Source organism: Caballeronia sp. 11_S32 (genome assembly GCF_056930355.1).
Genome location: NZ_JBXOWH010000004.1, coordinates 329,726 through 347,065, shown reverse-complemented (window position 1 = coordinate 347,065; position 17,340 = coordinate 329,726). Strand labels below are relative to the sequence as shown.

Genomic DNA, 17,340 nt, shown 5'->3' with positions numbered 1-17,340 from the left:
CGGTTAATCGGAAAACGGCGCACATGATCCTCCACATGCGCCGCGCTTTCCAGTTCCGCGCGCGATTTTTTTCGCTGCGCGGGCACGAAAACGTGAAGTTTCGACCGGTTCAGCGCAGAAAACGGTCGATCACGCCCGCGAGCTTGTCGAAAGCCGGCGCGATTTCGTCGTCCGGCACGCATGCGTAACCGATCAGCAAGCCGGATTCCGCGTCCGGCCGATGCGCGTAATAGCCCGACAGCGGCCGCACGACGATGTCCTCCGCGAGCGCGGCGGCGGCGAGCGCGCGATCGTCGACATTTTTCGGCAGTCTGAGCACGAGATGCAGCCCGGCGTCGCCGCCGGCGATCGCGAGCGTTTCGCCGTAGCGCGCGGCGATCGTCGCGAGCATCGTGTCGCGGCGCTGGCCGTAGAGTGCGCGCATGCGCCGGATGTGCGACGTGAAATGTCCCTGCTCGATGAACTCGGCGAGCACCGCCTGCTGCAGTAGCTGCCCTTCGCGATAAAGCTCGGCGCTCGCCGTCGCGAAGCTCTGCGCGAGCGCCTCCGGCACGACGATATAGCCGATGCGCAGCCCCGGGAACAGCGTCTTGCCGAAGCTGCCGACGTAAATCACCTGCCCGCCCGAGTCCATGCCCTGCAGCGACGCGAGCGGGCGGCTGCCGTAGCGGAACTCGCTGTCGTAATCGTCCTCGACGATCCAGCAGCGATGCTGACGCGCGTATTCGAGCAGCATGCGGCGGCGCGCGAGGCTCATCACCATGCCGAGCGGATATTGATGCGACGGCGTGACGAGCATGAGCTTCGGCGGCGACGCGAGATCGGCGGGCGTTGGCGCGATGCCCTCGGCATCGACGGGAATCGCCTTCAGATCGAGCCCCGACACCTGCAGCACGCTGCGCACGCCCCAGTAGCACGGATCCTCGGTCCAGATCGTGTCGCCGGAATCCGCGAGCAGGCGCGCGGCGAGATCGATCGATTGATGGATGCCCGTCGTCACGACGATCTGCTCCGGCGTGCAGCGCACCGAGCGCGATGTGCGCAGATAGTGCGCGAGCGCGTGCCGCAATCCCGCGTGGCCGCCGCCGGGCGCGTAGGTCAGCAGATCGGGCAGCGGCTTGCGCCAGTATTTCGCGTGCAGCCGGTTCCACACGCGCGACGGAAAGCGCGACACGTCCGGCACGCCCGGCATGAACGCGCCGCCCTGACGCTTCGACACGCCCGCGCCCACGATCAGCCGCGCGCCGCGCGCGGAAAGCGTGGATTGAATGCCGGATGGCGCGGCGGCCTCCCTGGGCGCGTCGTCGAAGAGGATTTCGTCGGGCGCGCTGTCGGCGACGAAGGTGCCGCGCCCCGTCGCCGACGACACATAGCCTTCGAGCGTGAGCTGCTCGTACACCTGCGTCACCGTGTTGCGCCCGACGCCGAGCTCCGCCGCGAGCAGCCGCGACGACGGCACTTTCGCGCCCGCCGAAAGTTCGCGCGTGAGGATCGCCTGTTGAAGGAGCCGGTGCAATTGCCGGTAGATCGGCTGGCCGTTCGAGCGGTCGATGCGCTGAGCGAGCCAGTCGGAGAGCACGCTTGCGCGTGTGGACATCGAATTGGCTCCTATAGATTTATTGAAATGGCTCTGAACTTGAGGACCAAATCTTACTATAGTCGTCTTTAAGTTCAGCCGGCCGATGCGGCCACCCTCGACATGCGCCTCGCGCGAAGGAGATTTCCTGTGAGCACCACCCTCAAAAACGCCGACCTGCAAGCCCGCAAGAATGCCGCGACCCCGCGCGGCGTCGGCGTGATGTGCGATTTCTACGCGGCGCGCGCCGAGAACGCGGAACTGTGGGATGTCGAGGGCCGCCGCTTTATCGACTTCGCGGCGGGCATCGCGGTGTGCAACACGGGGCATCGTCATCCGAAGATCGTGGAGGCGATCCGCGCGCAGCTCGACTGCTTCACGCACACCGCGTATCAGATCGTGCCGTACGAGTCGTACGTGTCGCTGGCGGAGAAGATCAGCGCCCGCGCGCCGAGCACGTATCCGAACAAGACCGCGTTCTTCACGACGGGCGCGGAAGCCGTCGAGAACGCGATCAAGATCGCGCGCGCGGCGACGGGCCGGCCGGGCGTGATCGCGTTCACGGGCGGCTTCCACGGCCGCACGCTGATGGGCATGGCGCTCACCGGCAAGGTCGCGCCGTACAAGATCGGCTTCGGGCCGTTCCCGTCGGACGTCTATCACGCGCCGTTCCCGAATCCGCTGCACGGCGTGTCGGTGCAGGATTCGCTGCGCGCGATCGGGCATATCTTCAAGGCGGATATCGAGCCGACGCGCGTCGCGGCGATCATCTTCGAGCCGGTGCAGGGCGAAGGCGGCTTCAACCCGGCGCCGGCGGAATTCGTGCACGGTCTGCGCGAGATCTGCGATGCGCACGGCATTCTGTTGATCGCCGATGAAGTCCAGACCGGCTTCGCGCGCACTGGCAAGCTCTTCGCGATGGAGCATTACGACGTCGCGCCCGATCTGATGACGATTGCGAAGTCGCTGGCGGGCGGCATGCCGCTGTCGGGCGTGGTGGGGCGCGCGGAGATCATGGACGCGCCCGCGCCCGGCGGGCTCGGCGGCACGTATGCGGGCAACCCGCTCGCGCTGGCGGCGGCGCATGCGGTGCTCGACATTATCGAAGGTGAAAATCTCTGCGAGCGCGCGACTGTGCTCGGCGACAAGCTCAAGGCGAAGCTCGACTCGCTTCGGGGCGACGTGCCGCAGATTGCCGATGTGCGCGGGCCCGGCGCGATGGTCGCGGTGGAGTTCTGCAAGACCGGCTCGCGTGAGGCCGATGCCACGTTCGCCAAGCAGGTACAGACGCGCGCGCTGGAGCGCGGGTTGTTGCTGCTCGTGTGCGGGGTCTATTCGAACGTCGTTCGGTTCCTGTTTCCGCTCACCATTCAGGATGCGGTTTTTGATGAGGCTTTGGGGATTCTTGAGGATGTGTTGACTGAGGTTGTCGGCGCTACTGTTTGATGCTTGATGCTTGATGCTTGATGCCGGCGTTGTCGCCGGATCCCGCTGTGTCTTTGGTCTATTAGCGTTGCCCCTATGCGGGGCGGCAGTCACTTTCTTTGCTGCTGCAAAGAAAGTAACCAAAGAAACAGCTATCCCCATCCAAAGTGCTTCAGGCCGGCCCCGGCACAGAAGATGGTATGTGGGCCGGCAGTAGCGAGTGCCCTCACAGGTCTAATCGGGCCTGGACCGCGCACGGTCTGACACGCTAAAAGTTTGAGCGCGCTGGTTCAGCACGAAATAGCTCCGGCACAGCGCTACGCGCTGCCGCGGGGTCTACAAGGGAAACCAACGGTGGGCGAATGCAGTGAGATGGAAGCGTTAGCAAGGAAGTGTGCGCCGACCCGATTGACCGGTCGGCCGCGCAGCGGGCCGGAGCTAGTTGGCGCCTTACCAATCAGTTAAGTGGCGCGATGTGACAGACCGTGCGCGATCCAAGCCCGGTTAGGCCTGTGAGGGCACTCGCTACTGCCGGACCACTTGCGCAGTTCTGTGCCGCGGCCGGCCTGAAGCACTTTGGATGGGACAAGCTGTTTCTTTGGTTACTTTCTTTGCAGCAGCAAAGAAAGTGACTGCCGCCCCGCACAGGGGCAGAGCAAATAGACCGACACGAAATCGGGATCCGGCGATAAACACCACACGCTACAACCCCACGAGGAATGCCAAAACCATGAGCCTGCAAGACGACCTGAAAGACCCGACGCTGCTGCGCCACGCAGCCTACATCAACGGCGAATGGCAACAATCCGACGATGGAAAGACATTCGAAGTCATCGACCCGTCGAACGGCGAATCCCTCGGCACAGTCCCGCACATGGGCGCGAACGAAACGCGCCGCGCCATCGATGCTGCCAACGCCGCCTGGCCCGCGTGGCGCAAAAAAACCGCCAAGGAACGCGCGATCATCCTACGCCGCTGGTTCGACCTGATGATGGCCAACGCCGACGATCTCGCGCTCATCCTCACAACCGAGCAAGGCAAGCCGCTCGCCGAAGCAAAGGGCGAAATCACGTACGCCGCTTCGTTCATCGAATGGTTCGCCGAGGAAGGCAAGCGCGTTGCCGGCGATACGCTCGCGACGCCCGCCGCCGACAAGCGCATCGTCGTGACCAAAGAGCCGATCGGCGTCTGCGCCGCGATCACGCCGTGGAACTTCCCCGCCGCGATGATCACGCGCAAGGTCGGCCCGGCGCTCGCGGCCGGCTGTCCCATCGTCGTGAAGCCCGCCGAAGCGACGCCCTTCTCCGCGTTCGCGCTCGCCGTGCTCGCCGAACGCGCGGGCATCCCGAAAGGCGTGCTGAGCATCCTCACGGGCGATCCGAAAGCCATCGGCGAAGAGATGACCGGCAATCCGATCGTGCGCAAGCTGTCGTTCACCGGATCGACCGCCGTGGGCCGTTTGCTGATGGCGCAAAGCGCGCCGACGGTCAAGAAAGTAACGCTGGAGCTCGGCGGCAACGCGCCGTTCATCGTGTTCGACGACGCCGATCTCGACGCCGCAGTGGAAGGCGCGATCGCATCGAAATATCGCAACAGCGGACAGACCTGCGTGTGCACGAACCGCTTCTACGTGCACGAGCGCGTCTACGATGCGTTCGCGCAGAAAATGGCGGCGGCCGTCGCCAAGCTGAAAGTCGGGCGCGGCACCGAAAGCGGCGTGGCGCTCGGGCCGCTCATCAACGAAGCAGCCGTGAAGAAGGTCGAATCGCATATCGCGGACGCGCTCGCGAAAGGCGCCGCGCTCGCTTCGGGCGGCAAGCGTCACACGCTCGGTCACGGCTTTTTCGAGCCGACCGTGCTGACCGGCGTCACGCCCGACATGAAAGTGGCGAAGGAAGAAACCTTCGGCCCGCTCGCGCCGATCTTCAGTTTCTCGTCCGACGACGAAGTCGTGCGCCTCGCCAACGACACCGAATTCGGTCTCGCCGCGTACTTCTACAGCCGCGACATCGGCCGTATCTGGCGTGTGGCCGAAGCGCTCGAATACGGCATGGTGGGTATCAACACCGGGCTGATCTCGAATGAAGTCGCGCCCTTCGGCGGCGTCAAGCAATCGGGCCTCGGGCGCGAGGGCTCGCATTACGGCATCGACGATTACGTCGTCATCAAGTATCTCTGCATGGCGGTCTGATCGCGCGTTGCACGCTCCTGAACGCAAAAAGCCTCGACACTTCGGTGCCGAGGCTTTTTACGATGTCTCGCCGAGTTAGTTCGTCGAGGCGGCCGGCGTCACCTGCACCGCCGTCGCGGACACGAACACAGCGTGGATCGTGTCGCCCTTCTTCAGCTTCTCCGCCGCGAAATCCGGCGTGAGATCGAACGTCTCGGTGCGCCACGGGCCGCGCAGCGTGATCGTGCGCTTCTTGTTGTTGACGTTTTCGACCGTCGCAAGGACCTCGACTTGCCGAGTGGCGTCGAAGCCCGTCACACCGTTCTTGCCCGACGTCGGCTGATAGGCGGCCGTATCGATACGTTCGCGCTCGCCTTTGCCCTTCACCTTTTCGGCGCTCACGAGCAACGCGTTCTTGTAGAGCACGTCGACCTTGTCGCCAATGTGCAGCTTGTCGAAGTTCGTGACTTCCTTGTTTACGAGCACGGTTGCGTCACCGTGAGGGCCGCGGACAATCAGCGTGCGGTTGGGGGCGTCGATACCCACGATCGTTGCCTGAACGTGAATTGGATCAGCAAGACCGACGACCTTGTCCGCCGCCTTTGCAAGCGGATCGTTCTGGGCCACGGCGACGCCTGTCGACACAGCCATCGCCGACACGAAAAGTGCTGAAACTGCACACAGCCTCAAATTCATGATACTGCTCCCATATTCAGGTTATCTGAATTCGCAGTGCCGATCATTCAATTTTTTTGATGCTCGAACACCGCAGCAGCGACCGAAGTCGACTGATTTATACCGCGGCAGCCGGTCCGAAGTCAAAACCTCATACCATATTTGCGGAATCACCTTCTTCGGCCACGATCGACCGCCAAAGGCCATGCTGGCGTCGAAACGGTAGAATCCGCTCCATATCCGGCGCGGGCGCACACCGCCCGTCTCCTTGCCGCTTCTTCGACTCTCAGGGGCGCTATGCGACGCTCGGCTTTTTTTATCCGTTTCATCGGCATCGGCGTTCTGTTTCACCTCTATGTCGGCGTGCGGCTCATTCCGGACGCGCCCGTCGGCCTGCCGCTCAAGGTGCTGGCGGCGGTCTTGCTCGCCGCGTCGGTCATCGTCATTCCGCTCGGCATGGCGGCGCGCCAGATCGAACCGCAGTCGCTCGCCGATCGCCTCGCCTGGCTCGGGCTGACCGCGCTCGGCTTTTTCTCCTCGCTGCTTCTTCTGACCTTCGCGCGCGACGTGATGCTGTTCTTCGTGCATCTCGCTGACTGGCTGCGCGGCATGCCTGTCGGGTCGCCGGTGCTGGTCGCGTACAGCGCGCTCGCGGTGCCGCTCCTCGCCGTGCTGTTCTCCGCGATCGGCTTCTATAACGCGCGGCGGCGCGCGCCGGTCGTGAGCGTGGATGTGCCCATCGACAATCTTCCCGCCGCGCTCGACGGCTTCACGATCGCGCAGATCAGCGATATTCACGTCGGTCCGACGATCAAGCGTCACTATGTCGAGCGCATCGTCGCGGCGGTGAACGAGCTCGAGCCGGATCTGATCGCGGTGACGGGCGATGTCGTCGACGGCACCGTGCCGAATCTCGCCGATCACACGCGCCCGCTCGCCGGCCTCACCGCGCGGCATGGCGCGTTTCTCGTCACCGGCAATCACGAGTACTACTCGGGCGCGGACAAGTGGATCGCCGAGTTCCGCCGCCTCGGGCTGACCGTGCTGCTCAATCAGCATGTCGTGCTGAATCACGATGGCGTGCAAGCCGTGGTCGCGGGCGTCACGGATTTCAGCGCCGGCAGCTTCGATCCCGCGCATCGCAGCGATCCCGCGAAGGCGCTCAGCGGCGCACCCGACAACGCCGCCGTGCGCGTGCTGCTCGCCCATCAGCCGCGCAGCGCGACGGCGGCGGCCGAGGCGGGCTTCACACTGCAACTTTCGGGACACACGCACGGCGGCCAGTTCCTGCCGTGGAATTTCTTCGTGCGCCTGCAGCAGCCGTTCGTCGCGGGACTCGTGAAATTCAACGGGCTTTGGGTCTATACGAGCCGGGGCACCGGCTATTGGGGACCGCCGAAACGGCTGGGCGCACCGTCGGAGATTACGCTGGTTCGTCTGGTTGCTTCGACGCCAGCATGACGACGCCGTGACGGCTCGAAAAAAAAGGACGCGTGGCGGGGGGAACGCCGCGCGTCCTGCGCTCGGGGAAAAGCGCTGCGTCCAGACACGGGGAATGAAAGAACGCTCTCGTACTGGCAGGCGGGGCCCCGCCAGCGAGTGAGTCAAAAATAAGGGAACAGAAAAATCGAAACCACCAGATTTTTCTTAAAGATTTCCGCGCGATTCAATGTTTCGAGGGCGATGGGTTCGAGCCCGTGTTCATCGCGTCCACCCTGACGGCCGTCCCGTTTGCAAGCGTAGCCGCCTGACGCACATCGCGCGTGCGCACCTCGATCGGCAGATTATCGGCATCCGCGAGCATGACGACGCCCGTAGCAGGATCGACGCTCGTCACCTGCGCCACGAAGCGCTTGTCGCCGGGGATGAACGCCTGAGGCCTCGCATGCCCGACCGGCGTCAGCACGACCGGCTGCAGCGCCGAACTCCTGATGCGTGTGCCGAGCGGCAGCTTGTCGAGATCGTGCATCTCCGGGCTCACGTTCAGGCGCGTCTCGACGCCTTGCGCATTCACCACGGTGACGCGATGCGCGGCAGTGTCGACGCCCTTCACCGTGCCGATGATCTGAACGACCATTTGTCCTTCTACGTGCCGCGCGGCGCGGTCGGCCTTCGCGCTTACGCTGCCCAGTGCGATCGACGAGGCCACGGCGATCATTCCAAGCGTTTTGATTTTCATAGCATTATCCTTGTCACGGGCAATTGTCCGGCGCCGCCCGCGAAATCGTCCGCGTTGCATCCGCCCTGCGCAAATCCCGCGAACGATTGTGCCCGCTAATCCGCAACGCACGATACATTGGACTGCGAAATTTTGTGCTCGAACGCTTCGCCGCGCGAAACGCGGGCGCGCGGCGCTATGCCTTCTTCGACACCGCCGCCGGTGTCGTCGCGTAGACGCTCCTGTGCGGCGCCGTGCCTTCTCTCGGCCAGTCGGAGCGAGCATCGAAGAACCATTCGGCGCGCTCGCGTCCCTTGCGGATCAGCGCGTGAATGAGTGCGGGATTGCGATCGAGCTTCGATGCATAGTCGAGCGGACCGGGATAATCCTTCGCGTCGAGGTGCATCTGCACGACGCGGACCTTGATCGGCTTGTAGCGCTTCGCAAGCGAATCGTTGGCCTTCAACAGATCGTTCACGCGCGTCGTGAAATAAAGCTCCTGCCCGAGCGCGAGATTGCCGGCGAGCTCGTTGCGCCGGTCGATGATCTCGTTCATCGATTCGGGCAGCTCGCGGCGATGCTGCGGATTGATCTGCACGACCCAGATTTCGTCGGGCCGCATGTCGATGGCGAAGTCCGTGAATTCGCGCACCGGCGGGTTGCTGCTGAAGAGGCCGTCCCAGCACATGCGCCCGTCTGCGGCGACCGCGCGATACAGCGGCGGCACCGCGGCCGATGCCACCAGCTCATCCTGATTCAGCTTGTCGCCGGGAAAGATCACGCGGTCGCCGGTGCGCACGTCGGTCGCGCCGATCAGAAGCGTCGGCTTCGCGCGCCGGTCGGGTTCCGTCGGCAGCGATGCGAACGGCAGATGCTTGTCGAGCAGCTCGCGCAGCCGCTCCTCGGCGACCGGCGGATACAGATACGGACTGATTTCCGCATTGATGGGCAGGCGCGCGTACCACGTCCCGACCGCGTTGGCGACGATATCCGGCCCCTCGCGCGCCTCCAGATCCTTCCAGAAAGCCGCGAGGCGCTGCCTGGCGTCCGCGGGGCCACCGAGCAGCAAGCCCGCCCAGGCGAGCGCGCTGCACATCGCGCCGCCGGACGTTCCAGACAGCGCGACCAGCTCGAACCGGTCGAAGCACTCGTCGCTCAGGAGCCGTTCGAGCACGCCCGCCGCGAACGCCGCATGGCTTCCGCCGCCCTGACACGCGATCGCTACTTTCGGAATGGCCGCCATCACCGCACCTCGTCGCGCCCGTCGATATCGGACGTACGCTACAGGATAGGCGACGCGCGCCGCTATGCCAGTGCCGCCAACACCTGTTCCGTCGAACGAATGCGGCCAATGCGCGGAAAGATGTAGCGGCAGGTCGATTCGTGCGTGTCGGCGTGCAAGTCGCTCATTGCGTCCTCGACGAAAATCTGCTGATAGCCGCGCTCGTGCGCGCCGCGCGCGGTCGAATCCACGCCGATGGCCGTCGCGATGCCGCCCAGCACGATCGTCTCGATGCCGCGCCGGCGCAAGTGGGAATCGAGGTCCGTGCCGTAGAACGCGCCCCACTGCCGCTTGGTGACCACGATATCCGACGCCTGCACGCCAAGCTCGGCGCACAACTCGCTCCAGCCCGCGGGCTCCGGCGCTTCCTGCGGCTGTCCAGCGTCGGTGATCGGACGCAGGCCGCCGGGCGCGTTCGGAAACGCCACCTTGACGAGCACGACCGGCGCGCCCAGCCCGCGAAATCGGTCGGCGAGCGCACGGGCGTTCGCGAGCACGCTCGCGGCGTCGTGAGGCTGCACTGGCAAGGCGGCGATGCCCGCCTGCAAATCGATCAGCACGAGCGCTGTCTTCGCCGAATCGAGCTTGAGTTCGAGTGCGTTCATGAGAAAGTCGCCAGAAAGAGGGATGAGTGCGCGATGTCAGGCTTCGTCGTGCAGGAATTCGAGCGCAGCGCCGTTCATGCAGTAGCGCAAGCCGGTGGGCTTCGGGCCATCGTCGAAGACGTGGCCGAGATGCCCGCCGCAGCGCCGACAGTGCACCTCGTTGCGCATGTGGCCGGTCGCGTCCGCGTGCATCGCGACCGAGCCGTCGAGCGGCTTCCAGAAGCTCGGCCAGCCGGTGCCGCTGTCGAATTTCGCCGCCGACGAAAACAACGGGAGCCCGCACCCCGCGCACGCATAGGTGCCGTCCCGGTGCTCCCTGAGCAGCGGGCTTGCGAACGGCGGCTCGGTGCCGCCGCGCCGGAGGACGCGAAACTGTTCGGAAGACAGGCGGCGGCGCCAGTCCGCGCTGCTGTGGTCGATTTCATACGATCTGGCGGGCGCGGAAGGGCGCGCGCCGCCCGCGAACGCGGCGGCCATCACACCGAGAAAATTGCGCTTCGTGCGTCTCATGATTTTCATCCGATGTACGCCCTCATGCTCTCATCCGCCCAGCCGGCGCCCGGCCGGCGCGCCGCGCTACGATTTGAGCCGGTATCCCGTTTTGAAGATCCACGCGACGATCGCGATGAATACCGCGAGAAAGACCAGCGTCATGCCGAGACTCACGCCGACTTGGACATCGGCGAGTCCGTAAAAGCTCCAGCGAAAGCCGCTGATCAGATAGACGACCGGATTGAACAGCGCGACGGTCTTCCAGAACGGCGGCAGGATGTTGATCGAATAGAAGCTGCCGCCGAGAAACGTGAGCGGCGTGACGATCAGGAGCGGAATGATCTGCAGCTTCTCGAAACCGTCCGCCCAGATGCCGATGATGAACCCGAGCAGGCTGAACGTCACCGATGTGAGCAGCAAAAAGAGGATCATCCAGACCGGATGATCGATTCTGAGCGGCACGAACAGCCGCGCGGTCAGAAGAATGATCAGACCGAGGATGACCGACTTGGTCGCGGCCGCGCCCACATAACTCACGACGAGCTCGAAGTACGACACGGGCGCGGACAGCAGTTCGTAGATCGTGCCGGTGAACTTCGGAAAATAGATGCCGAAGGACGCATTGGCGATGCTTTGCGTCAGGAGCGACAGCATCACGAGGCCCGGCACGATGAACGCGCCGTAGCTGATGCCGTCGACTTCCGGAATGCGCGAGCCGATGGCCGCGCCGAACACGACGAAGTAAAGCGACGTGGAAATGACGGGCGACACGATGCTCTGCATCAGCGTGCGCCCGGCGCGCGCCATCTCGAAACGGTAGATCGCGCGAACGGCGTATAGATTCATTTGGCTTCCCTGACGAGGCTCACGAAGATGTCTTCGAGCGAGCTTTGCGTCGTTTGCAGATCCTTGAAGCGCACGCCGGCTTCGTCGACGTGACGCAGCAGCGCGATGATGCGGCCCGGCTCGTCGTGCGCGTCATAGGTGTACGTGAGTTCGCTGCCGTCGGTGGAGCGCGCGAGGCCGTAGGCCAACAGCGGCGCGGGCACTTCGGCGAGCGGATGCTCGAGCTGCAGCGTGAGCTTCTTCTGACCGAGCTTGCGCATGAGCTCGCGCTTTTCCTCGACGAGCACGATTTCCCCGCGATTGATGACGCCGATGCGGTCCGCCATCTCCTCCGCTTCCTCGATATAGTGCGTCGTGAGGATGATGGTCACGCCCTTCGACTGCAGCTCGCGCACGAGGCCCCACATGTCGCGGCGCAATTCGACATCGACGCCCGCGGTGGGCTCATCGAGAAAGAGGATCTCGGGCTCGTGCGCGAGCGCCTTCGCGATCAGCACGCGGCGCTTCATGCCGCCCGAGAGCGTCATGATCTTGTTGTCCTTCTTGCTCCAGAGCGAAAGCGACTTGAGCACCTTCTCGATGTGCGCCGGATTCTTCGGCCGTCCGAACAGCCCGCGGCTGAACGACACGGTCGCCCACACGGTCTCGAAAGCGTCGGTGGTGAGTTCCTGCGGCACGAGGCCGATCATCGCGCGCGCGGCGCGATAGTCCGTGACGATGTCGTGACCGGCGACGGTGACCTTGCCCTCGCTCGGATTCACGATGCCGCAGACGGTGCTGATGAGCGTCGTCTTGCCCGCCCCGTTCGGGCCGAGCAGCGCGAAAATCTCGCCGCGACGGATCTCCAGATTCACGTTCCGGAGCGCGCGGAAGCCCGACCCGTAGGTCTTGGACAGATTGGAAACGGTGATGATGGTTGGCATGGCACGGACGATAGCAGATACGACGCGATCCGGCTTGAACGATGGGGTCGTCCATTCGGCCGATGTTCGACGGCCGCCGCGCTGCCTACAATGGACTGCGGAAATACAAGGAGCCGACATCATGCTGTTCGAACAGATCCACACCACCTGCCTCAACGACGCGGACCTGCCGTGGGTGCCGTTCACGCCGTACAGCGAGCGCGTGCTCGTCAAGTACTTCAAGCTCGATCCGATTCGCGGCGAGGTCATCGCGCTGATGAAAGCGCCGGCCAAAGGTCAGATGCCGCGGCATCGTCATACGGGCACGGTGATCGTGTATACGGTCGAGGGGCGCTGGAAGTATCGCGAGCACGAGTGGATCGCAGAGCCGGGGAGCATCGTGTACGAGACGGCCGGATCGAGCCACACGCCCGAGGCGCTGCCATCGGATGCCGACGGCGCGGACATCGTCACGCTCAACATCATCCAGGGCGAACTGCTGTTCGTGAACGACAGCGGGCAGGTGCTCGCCGCCGAGAACTGGAAGAGCGGCCTGGACCGATATGTTGCGTTTTGTCATGCAAACGGCATCGTGCCAAAAGATCTGACTGCCTTCGCCGCTGGTTAGAATCGATGCCTGAACGCGCCTCGCGCGCTTTCGACCATTTCCGGTTTGCCGGCCGCTCGCGCCGGCGCAGATCAAGGAGGAGCAGAGCATGAATATTCAGACCGTCGGCATCGTCGGTGCGGGAACCATGGGCAACGGCATCGCGCAGGTCGCGGCCGTCGCGGGCTTCAAGGTCGTGCTGATCGACGTCACCGACGCCGCGCTCGCGAAGGGCATCAAAACGCTGACCGGCAGCCTGGAGCGCCTCGTATCGAAGGACAAGCTCGCGGCGTCCGCGCGCGACGCGGCGCTCACGCGCATCGAAACCTCGACCGATTACGCGCGTCTCGCCGCGGCCGACATCGTGATCGAGGCCGCCACGGAAAACGCCGAGCTCAAGACCCGCATCCTGAAGCAGATCGAGGAAGCCGCGCGTCCCGATGCCATCATTGCGTCGAATACGTCGTCGATCTCGATCACCGCGCTCGCCGCGCAGCTCGCGACGCCTGCGCGCTTCATCGGCATGCACTTCTTCAATCCGGTGCCGCTGCTGCAGCTCGTCGAAGTGATTCGCGGCGTGCAGACGAGCGATGAAACCGCCACCGCGGTGCGCGCGCTCACGGAGAAGCTCGACAAGTCGCCGATCGGCGTGCGCAATTCGCCGGGCTTCGTCGTCAACCGCATTCTCGTGCCGATGATCAACGAAGCGTTCTACGTGCTCTATGAAGGTGTGGCGAGCGCCGAGGAAATCGACGCGGGCATGAAGCTCGGCGCGAACCATCCGATCGGCCCGCTCGCGCTCGCGGACCTGATCGGCCTCGACGTGTGCCTCTCGGTGATGGACGTGTTCCTCAAGGACTTCGGCGATTCGAAGTACCGCGCGTGCCCGTTGATGCGCGAGCTGGTCGCGGCGGGACGTCTCGGTCGCAAGACGAAGCACGGCGTCTACAAGTACGACTAAGGCGCGTCGAAGTCGAGCACCGGTCCGGCGGGCACGATGCCCGTCGGATTGATCGTCCTATGGCTTTCGTAGTAGTGCCGCTTGATGTGCTCAAAATTCACCGTCGCGGCGATGCCCGGCATGCGGTAGATCTCGCGCGCGAACCGCGAGAGATTCGGATAATCCGCGATGCGCCGCAGATTGCACTTGAAGTGGCCCACATACACGGCGTCGAAGCGCACGAGCGTCGTGAAGAGGCGGATGTCGGCTTCGGTGAAGCGCTCGCCCGTCAGGTATCGGCGCGCGCTCAGGCGCTCTTCGAGAAAGTCGAGCGTCTCGAAGAGCGGCATCACCGCTTCCTCGTACGCGGCTTGCGTGGTCGCGAAGCCCGCCTTGTAGACGCCGTTGTTGAGCGTGTCGTAGATGCGGGCGTTGAGCGCGTCGATCTCTTCGCGCAGCTCGCGCGGATAGTAGTCGCCGGGCTTCGCGCCTATGCCGTCGAACGCCGTATTCAGCATGCGAATGATCTCCGACGACTCGTTGTTGACGATCGTCCCGCGCGCCTTGTCCCATAGAACCGGCACGGTGACGCGGCCGGTGTAATGCGGATCGGCGGAAGTGTAGACCTGATGCAGGAAGTGCGCGCCATTGATCTTGTCGGGCACGACGCCCGGCGCCCGGTCGAAGGTCCAGCCGTTTTCCAGCATCAGCCAGTTCACGACGGATACGTCGATCATCGCTTCCAGCCCCTTCAGCGCGCGCATGATGAGCGTGCGGTGCGCCCACGGGCAAGCGAGGCTCACATACAGGTGATAGCGCCCCGCCTCGGCCTCGAAGCCGCCCTCTCCGCCCGGGCCCGGCGCGCCATCCGCCGTCACCCAGTTGCGATATGCGGCGTCCTTGCGCATGAAGCGCCCGCCGGTGGACGCCGTGTCGTACCACTGGTCCTGCCATTTCCCGTCGACGAGAAGTCCCATTTCCATTTCCTCCTTGATGGCCACGGCGCAACACATGCGCCATGGCACCGGCATGATCAGTTCGTTGAAGGCGCGTCGATGAAACGCACCAGTTGCGCCATCGTCGCATCCGGCGCTTCCTCCATCAGCCAGTGTCCGGCGCCCGGCATCACGACGCCCTGCACGTTGGTTGCGACGAGCTTCGCCTGATCGATCAGGAACGTGCCCGACGCGCGCTCGCCGGTGAGGACGAGCATCGGCATCGTGAGCGGCGTTTTCGCGAAAGCGGCGAAATCGTCCGCGTCTTGCGAAAACGCGTGGAAATACTCGAACCCCGCGCGCATGCGGCCGCTGCGCCCGTATTGCGCCGAATAATAGCGGCGATCGGCTTCGCTCACCGAATGCGCGGGATCGGCGGCGAAATCGTTCCAGAAGTGCTCGAAATAGACACGCTCGCGGCCGCGCACCAGTTGTTCAGGCGTGTCGCCGTAGAAGTTGAAATGCCACTTGTCGCGCAGCAGCCAGACTTTCTGCCAGTCGCCGACGCCGGGCAAAAAGGCGTCCATCAGCACGATGCTTTCGACTTCGTCGGGATACTGCGCGGCGTACGCGTACGCGACCATCAGCCCGATGTCATGCCCGACGAGCTTCACCTTGCGATAGCCCAGCGCGCGCACCATCGCGTGAATGTCTTGCGCGAGCGTTTTCTTGTCGTAGCCGGAGGCCGGCATCGCCGAGCCGCCCGCGCCCGGCAGATCGGGCGCCAGCACGACGCGCTCGCCCGCGAGACGCGTCATCAGCGGTTGCCACATGCGGCTCGTTTCCGTGTAGCCGTGCAGCAGGATGACGGGCGTCGCGTCGCCTCGCCCCGCTTGCAGGTAGTGCAGCTCGACGCCATTCGCGTCGATCGTGCGTGATTCGATCGCGCTCGCGGCGGCGGCCTGCGGTGCGCGCGGCGCGCTGGCGGCGTGCGCGGCCGGTTGCAGCGCGGCGGCTGCGAGAAGCGCGCCGGCGGCGCGGCGCATCGTGTGCAGGAAGGTTTTCATCGTTCAGCTCCATCGAAGATTCGGTTTGTCCGATGGTTCCCATGTTGACCCCGCGCGCCGCTTTTGCCGTACGATCCGGACGATGCACTCGTTCGATGGAGTCGAACATGTTGTCAGAGGAAGAACTCTCGCTGCTCGACGCGATCCGCGAAACCGGCAGCTTGTCGCGCGCGGCGGCGCGGCTCGGCAAGGCGCCGTCGACCGTGTCGCATGCCGCGCGGCAACTGGAAACGCGCTTCGACGCGCTGCTCTTCGACCGCCGCCGCTATCGCCTGCAACTCACGCCCGCCGGCCATCTGCTCGCCGATGAAGCGTCGCGTCTGATGCTCGACGTGGCGCGGCTCGCGCAGCGCGTGAAGCAGATCGCGAGCGGCTGGGAAGACCGCTTGTGGATCGTCTGCGACGAAATCCTCGAATTCGAGACGCTGTTGCCCGTCGTGCAGGCCTTCGATGCGCTCGAATCCGGCGTCGCGCTGCGCATCACGCACGAGGTGCTGGGCGGCACCTGGGAAGCGCTGCGCGATGGCCGCGCGGACCTGATCGTCGGCGCGACCAACGAGCCGCCCGCGATTCCCGGCCTGCGCTGGTTCGAGCTCGGCGTCATGCAATGGACCTTCGCGCTGTCGCCGCGCCATCCGCTCGCGAAGACCGACGGGCCGCTGCGGCGCGAGCAGATCGCGGCGCATCGCGCGGTGGTCGTCGCGGATTCGTCGCGCTCGGCGGGGCGCGCGTACGGCGTGCTCGGCGGGCAGGCCGCGTTCGCGGTGCCGACCATGCGCGCGAAAATCCTCGCCCAGCGGCAAGGGCTCGGCACGGGCTGGGTGCCGCGGCATCGCGTGGAAACGCTGCTCGCGCGCGGCGAGCTCGTCGAAATGGAAACCGCCGATCCGCGCGAGCCGAACGTGCTCTACGTCGCGTGGCGCGGCGATCACGAAGGCCGCGCGCTGAAATGGTGGATCGAGCAGTTGCGTCAGCCGCGTCTCGCGAAGCGTCTCGTCGATGGCGTCGACGCGTTCGCCTGACCTATCGGCGTAAAACATCGTTACAACTTCCGCGTGCATCCGGCGACGAAATCGCCGGCCTCGCTCCGTTCAAGTTCTCGTCGCAACCCTGAATCGACGAGAACCATCATGAGAAAAACACGCACGCCGCTGCGCGCGGCGCTTTCCGCAGCCGTTCTTGCGCCCGTGATCGCCCTTTCCTTTGCCGCCCTGCACAGCGGCCCGGCCGAAGCGCAGGCGGTCATCATCGCGCCTTCCGCGCCGCCGCCGATGCGCGCCGAACCGCCTCCGCCGCCACGCGCGGGCTACGCGTGGGACCCGGGACACTGGCGCTGGACGCATGGCGGCTACGTCTGGGCGCCGGGCCACTGGCGGCCGGTGCGCGCGGGTTATCGCTGGATTCCGGGGCACTGGGTCGCGCACGGGCCGAACTGGCGCTGGGTCGAAGGCCATTGGGCGTGATGTCGCGCGTCCCGACACAACCGAAACGAGGTGGCCCATCATGCTGAAAACACTGCTCGCCGCCGCGCTCGTCGCGCTGACGCTCGCGGGTTGCGTCGTCTATCCGGCGCATCCTGTCTACTATCGCGGGCCGGTCGTCGTTTACTGAGGATGCGGACGGCGACGGCATTCCGCCCGTCCGCGAGCATGCAGTCCAA

Annotated in this window: 17 protein-coding genes; 7 read left to right on the top strand and 10 right to left on the bottom strand. The window is 64.8% G+C overall.

Annotation, left to right across the window (positions count from 1 at the left end):
• Positions 1 to 109: 109 nt before the first annotated feature.
• Positions 110 to 1,597, bottom strand: a complete 1,488-nt coding sequence (pdxR, locus tag AC1Z32_RS27630) for a MocR-like pyridoxine biosynthesis transcription factor PdxR (protein WP_483482026.1) — start codon at positions 1,595 to 1,597, stop codon at positions 110 to 112.
• Between the two features lie 129 nt (positions 1,598 to 1,726).
• Here pdxR and gabT point away from each other — a divergent pair, with 129 nt between their 5' ends.
• A complete protein-coding gene (gabT, locus tag AC1Z32_RS27625) occupies positions 1,727 to 3,022 on the top strand; it encodes a 4-aminobutyrate--2-oxoglutarate transaminase (protein WP_483482025.1) in 1,296 nt (431 codons plus the stop codon).
• Positions 3,023 to 3,731: 709 nt separating this feature from the next.
• Positions 3,732 to 5,192, top strand: coding sequence for an NAD-dependent succinate-semialdehyde dehydrogenase (locus AC1Z32_RS27620; RefSeq protein ID WP_483482024.1), 1,461 nt, complete (start codon positions 3,732 to 3,734; stop codon positions 5,190 to 5,192).
• 75 nt (positions 5,193 to 5,267) lie between these two features.
• Here the strand turns inward: AC1Z32_RS27620 and AC1Z32_RS27615 are convergent, their stop codons facing one another.
• Positions 5,268 to 5,822, bottom strand: a complete 555-nt coding sequence (locus tag AC1Z32_RS27615) for a hypothetical protein (protein WP_483482023.1) — start codon at positions 5,820 to 5,822, stop codon at positions 5,268 to 5,270.
• Between the two features lie 321 nt (positions 5,823 to 6,143).
• On the opposite strand from AC1Z32_RS27615, the gene AC1Z32_RS27610 reads away from it, so the two are divergent.
• Positions 6,144 to 7,307 (top strand): metallophosphoesterase, encoded by a 1,164-nt coding sequence (locus tag AC1Z32_RS27610; RefSeq protein WP_483482022.1) that lies wholly within the window; start codon positions 6,144 to 6,146, stop codon positions 7,305 to 7,307.
• A gap of 205 nt (positions 7,308 to 7,512) precedes the next feature.
• Here AC1Z32_RS27610 and AC1Z32_RS27605 read toward each other — a convergent pair whose 3' ends face one another.
• From AC1Z32_RS27605 to AC1Z32_RS27580, 6 genes are all read right to left on the bottom strand, one after another.
• Complete coding sequence (locus tag AC1Z32_RS27605; protein ID WP_483482021.1) at positions 7,513 to 8,025, bottom strand: hypothetical protein; 513 nt, start codon at positions 8,023 to 8,025, stop codon at positions 7,513 to 7,515.
• A gap of 175 nt (positions 8,026 to 8,200) precedes the next feature.
• Positions 8,201 to 9,247: a patatin-like phospholipase family protein gene (locus AC1Z32_RS27600; protein WP_483482020.1), complete on the bottom strand. Its 1,047-nt coding sequence runs from the start codon at positions 9,245 to 9,247 to the stop codon at positions 8,201 to 8,203.
• A gap of 62 nt (positions 9,248 to 9,309) precedes the next feature.
• Complete coding sequence (locus tag AC1Z32_RS27595; protein WP_483482019.1) at positions 9,310 to 9,891, bottom strand: hydrolase; 582 nt, start codon at positions 9,889 to 9,891, stop codon at positions 9,310 to 9,312.
• Between the two features lie 36 nt (positions 9,892 to 9,927).
• Positions 9,928 to 10,410 carry a peptide-methionine (R)-S-oxide reductase MsrB gene (msrB, locus tag AC1Z32_RS27590; protein ID WP_483482018.1) on the bottom strand — a complete coding sequence of 161 codons (483 nt, stop codon included), beginning with the start codon at positions 10,408 to 10,410 and terminating at the stop codon, positions 9,928 to 9,930.
• 57 nt (positions 10,411 to 10,467) lie between these two features.
• Positions 10,468 to 11,229 carry an ABC transporter permease gene (locus tag AC1Z32_RS27585; protein ID WP_062603712.1) on the bottom strand — a complete coding sequence of 254 codons (762 nt, stop codon included), beginning with the start codon at positions 11,227 to 11,229 and terminating at the stop codon, positions 10,468 to 10,470.
• Positions 11,226 to 12,152, bottom strand: a complete 927-nt coding sequence (locus AC1Z32_RS27580; RefSeq protein ID WP_483482016.1) for an ABC transporter ATP-binding protein — start codon at positions 12,150 to 12,152, stop codon at positions 11,226 to 11,228. The genes AC1Z32_RS27585 and AC1Z32_RS27580 overlap by 4 nt, the downstream gene beginning before the upstream one ends.
• Before the next feature lie 121 nt (positions 12,153 to 12,273).
• On the opposite strand from AC1Z32_RS27580, the gene AC1Z32_RS27575 reads away from it, so the two are divergent.
• Positions 12,274 to 12,759 (top strand): 2,4'-dihydroxyacetophenone dioxygenase family protein, encoded by a 486-nt coding sequence (locus AC1Z32_RS27575; protein ID WP_483482015.1) that lies wholly within the window; start codon positions 12,274 to 12,276, stop codon positions 12,757 to 12,759.
• Positions 12,760 to 12,847: 88 nt separating this feature from the next.
• On the top strand, positions 12,848 to 13,699 hold the full coding sequence (locus AC1Z32_RS27570) for a 3-hydroxybutyryl-CoA dehydrogenase (protein WP_483482014.1): 852 nt from the start codon (positions 12,848 to 12,850) through the stop codon (positions 13,697 to 13,699).
• On the opposite strand, the gene AC1Z32_RS27565 is transcribed toward AC1Z32_RS27570, so the two are convergent.
• Both AC1Z32_RS27565 and AC1Z32_RS27560 read right to left on the bottom strand, forming a co-directional pair.
• A complete protein-coding gene (locus AC1Z32_RS27565) occupies positions 13,696 to 14,655 on the bottom strand; it encodes a glutathione S-transferase family protein (RefSeq protein WP_483482013.1) in 960 nt (319 codons plus the stop codon). The genes AC1Z32_RS27570 and AC1Z32_RS27565 overlap by 4 nt on opposite strands.
• A gap of 56 nt (positions 14,656 to 14,711) precedes the next feature.
• Positions 14,712 to 15,680, bottom strand: coding sequence for an alpha/beta fold hydrolase (locus tag AC1Z32_RS27560; protein WP_483482012.1), 969 nt, complete (start codon positions 15,678 to 15,680; stop codon positions 14,712 to 14,714).
• Between the two features lie 107 nt (positions 15,681 to 15,787).
• Between AC1Z32_RS27560 and AC1Z32_RS27555 the strand changes: the two genes are divergently transcribed.
• A complete protein-coding gene (locus tag AC1Z32_RS27555) occupies positions 15,788 to 16,702 on the top strand; it encodes a LysR family transcriptional regulator (protein WP_483482011.1) in 915 nt (304 codons plus the stop codon).
• 108 nt (positions 16,703 to 16,810) lie between these two features.
• The gene (locus AC1Z32_RS27550; protein ID WP_483482010.1) at positions 16,811 to 17,143 is read left to right on the top strand and encodes a YXWGXW repeat-containing protein; all 333 of its coding nucleotides are present in this window, start codon (positions 16,811 to 16,813) and stop codon (positions 17,141 to 17,143) included.
• Positions 17,144 to 17,340: the final 197 nt, after the last annotated feature.

What these genes read in the sequence shown, in the direction of transcription:
- AC1Z32_RS27595 (WP_483482019.1), bottom strand. Translation starts at nt 9,891, where the DNA reads ATGAACGCACTCGAACTCAAGCTCGATTCGGCGAAGACAGCGCTCGTG.
- AC1Z32_RS27565 (WP_483482013.1), bottom strand. Translation starts at nt 14,655, where the DNA reads ATGGGACTTCTCGTCGACGGGAAATGGCAGGACCAGTGGTACGACACG.
- AC1Z32_RS27605 (WP_483482021.1), bottom strand. Translation starts at nt 8,025, where the DNA reads ATGAAAATCAAAACGCTTGGAATGATCGCCGTGGCCTCGTCGATCGCA.
- AC1Z32_RS27560 (WP_483482012.1), bottom strand. Translation starts at nt 15,680, where the DNA reads ATGAAAACCTTCCTGCACACGATGCGCCGCGCCGCCGGCGCGCTTCTC.
- AC1Z32_RS27555 (WP_483482011.1), top strand. Translation starts at nt 15,788, where the DNA reads ATGTTGTCAGAGGAAGAACTCTCGCTGCTCGACGCGATCCGCGAAACC.
- AC1Z32_RS27550 (WP_483482010.1), top strand. Translation starts at nt 16,811, where the DNA reads ATGAGAAAAACACGCACGCCGCTGCGCGCGGCGCTTTCCGCAGCCGTT.
- AC1Z32_RS27600 (WP_483482020.1), bottom strand. Translation starts at nt 9,247, where the DNA reads ATGGCGGCCATTCCGAAAGTAGCGATCGCGTGTCAGGGCGGCGGAAGC.
- AC1Z32_RS27580 (WP_483482016.1), bottom strand. Translation starts at nt 12,152, where the DNA reads ATGCCAACCATCATCACCGTTTCCAATCTGTCCAAGACCTACGGGTCG.
- msrB (WP_483482018.1), bottom strand. Translation starts at nt 10,410, where the DNA reads ATGAAAATCATGAGACGCACGAAGCGCAATTTTCTCGGTGTGATGGCC.
- AC1Z32_RS27615 (WP_483482023.1), bottom strand. Translation starts at nt 5,822, where the DNA reads ATGGCTGTGTCGACAGGCGTCGCCGTGGCCCAGAACGATCCGCTTGCA.
- AC1Z32_RS27610 (WP_483482022.1), top strand. Translation starts at nt 6,144, where the DNA reads ATGCGACGCTCGGCTTTTTTTATCCGTTTCATCGGCATCGGCGTTCTG.
- AC1Z32_RS27620 (WP_483482024.1), top strand. Translation starts at nt 3,732, where the DNA reads ATGAGCCTGCAAGACGACCTGAAAGACCCGACGCTGCTGCGCCACGCA.
- AC1Z32_RS27575 (WP_483482015.1), top strand. Translation starts at nt 12,274, where the DNA reads ATGCTGTTCGAACAGATCCACACCACCTGCCTCAACGACGCGGACCTG.
- AC1Z32_RS27585 (WP_062603712.1), bottom strand. Translation starts at nt 11,229, where the DNA reads ATGAATCTATACGCCGTTCGCGCGATCTACCGTTTCGAGATGGCGCGC.
- pdxR (WP_483482026.1), bottom strand. Translation starts at nt 1,597, where the DNA reads ATGTCCACACGCGCAAGCGTGCTCTCCGACTGGCTCGCTCAGCGCATC.
- AC1Z32_RS27570 (WP_483482014.1), top strand. Translation starts at nt 12,848, where the DNA reads ATGAATATTCAGACCGTCGGCATCGTCGGTGCGGGAACCATGGGCAAC.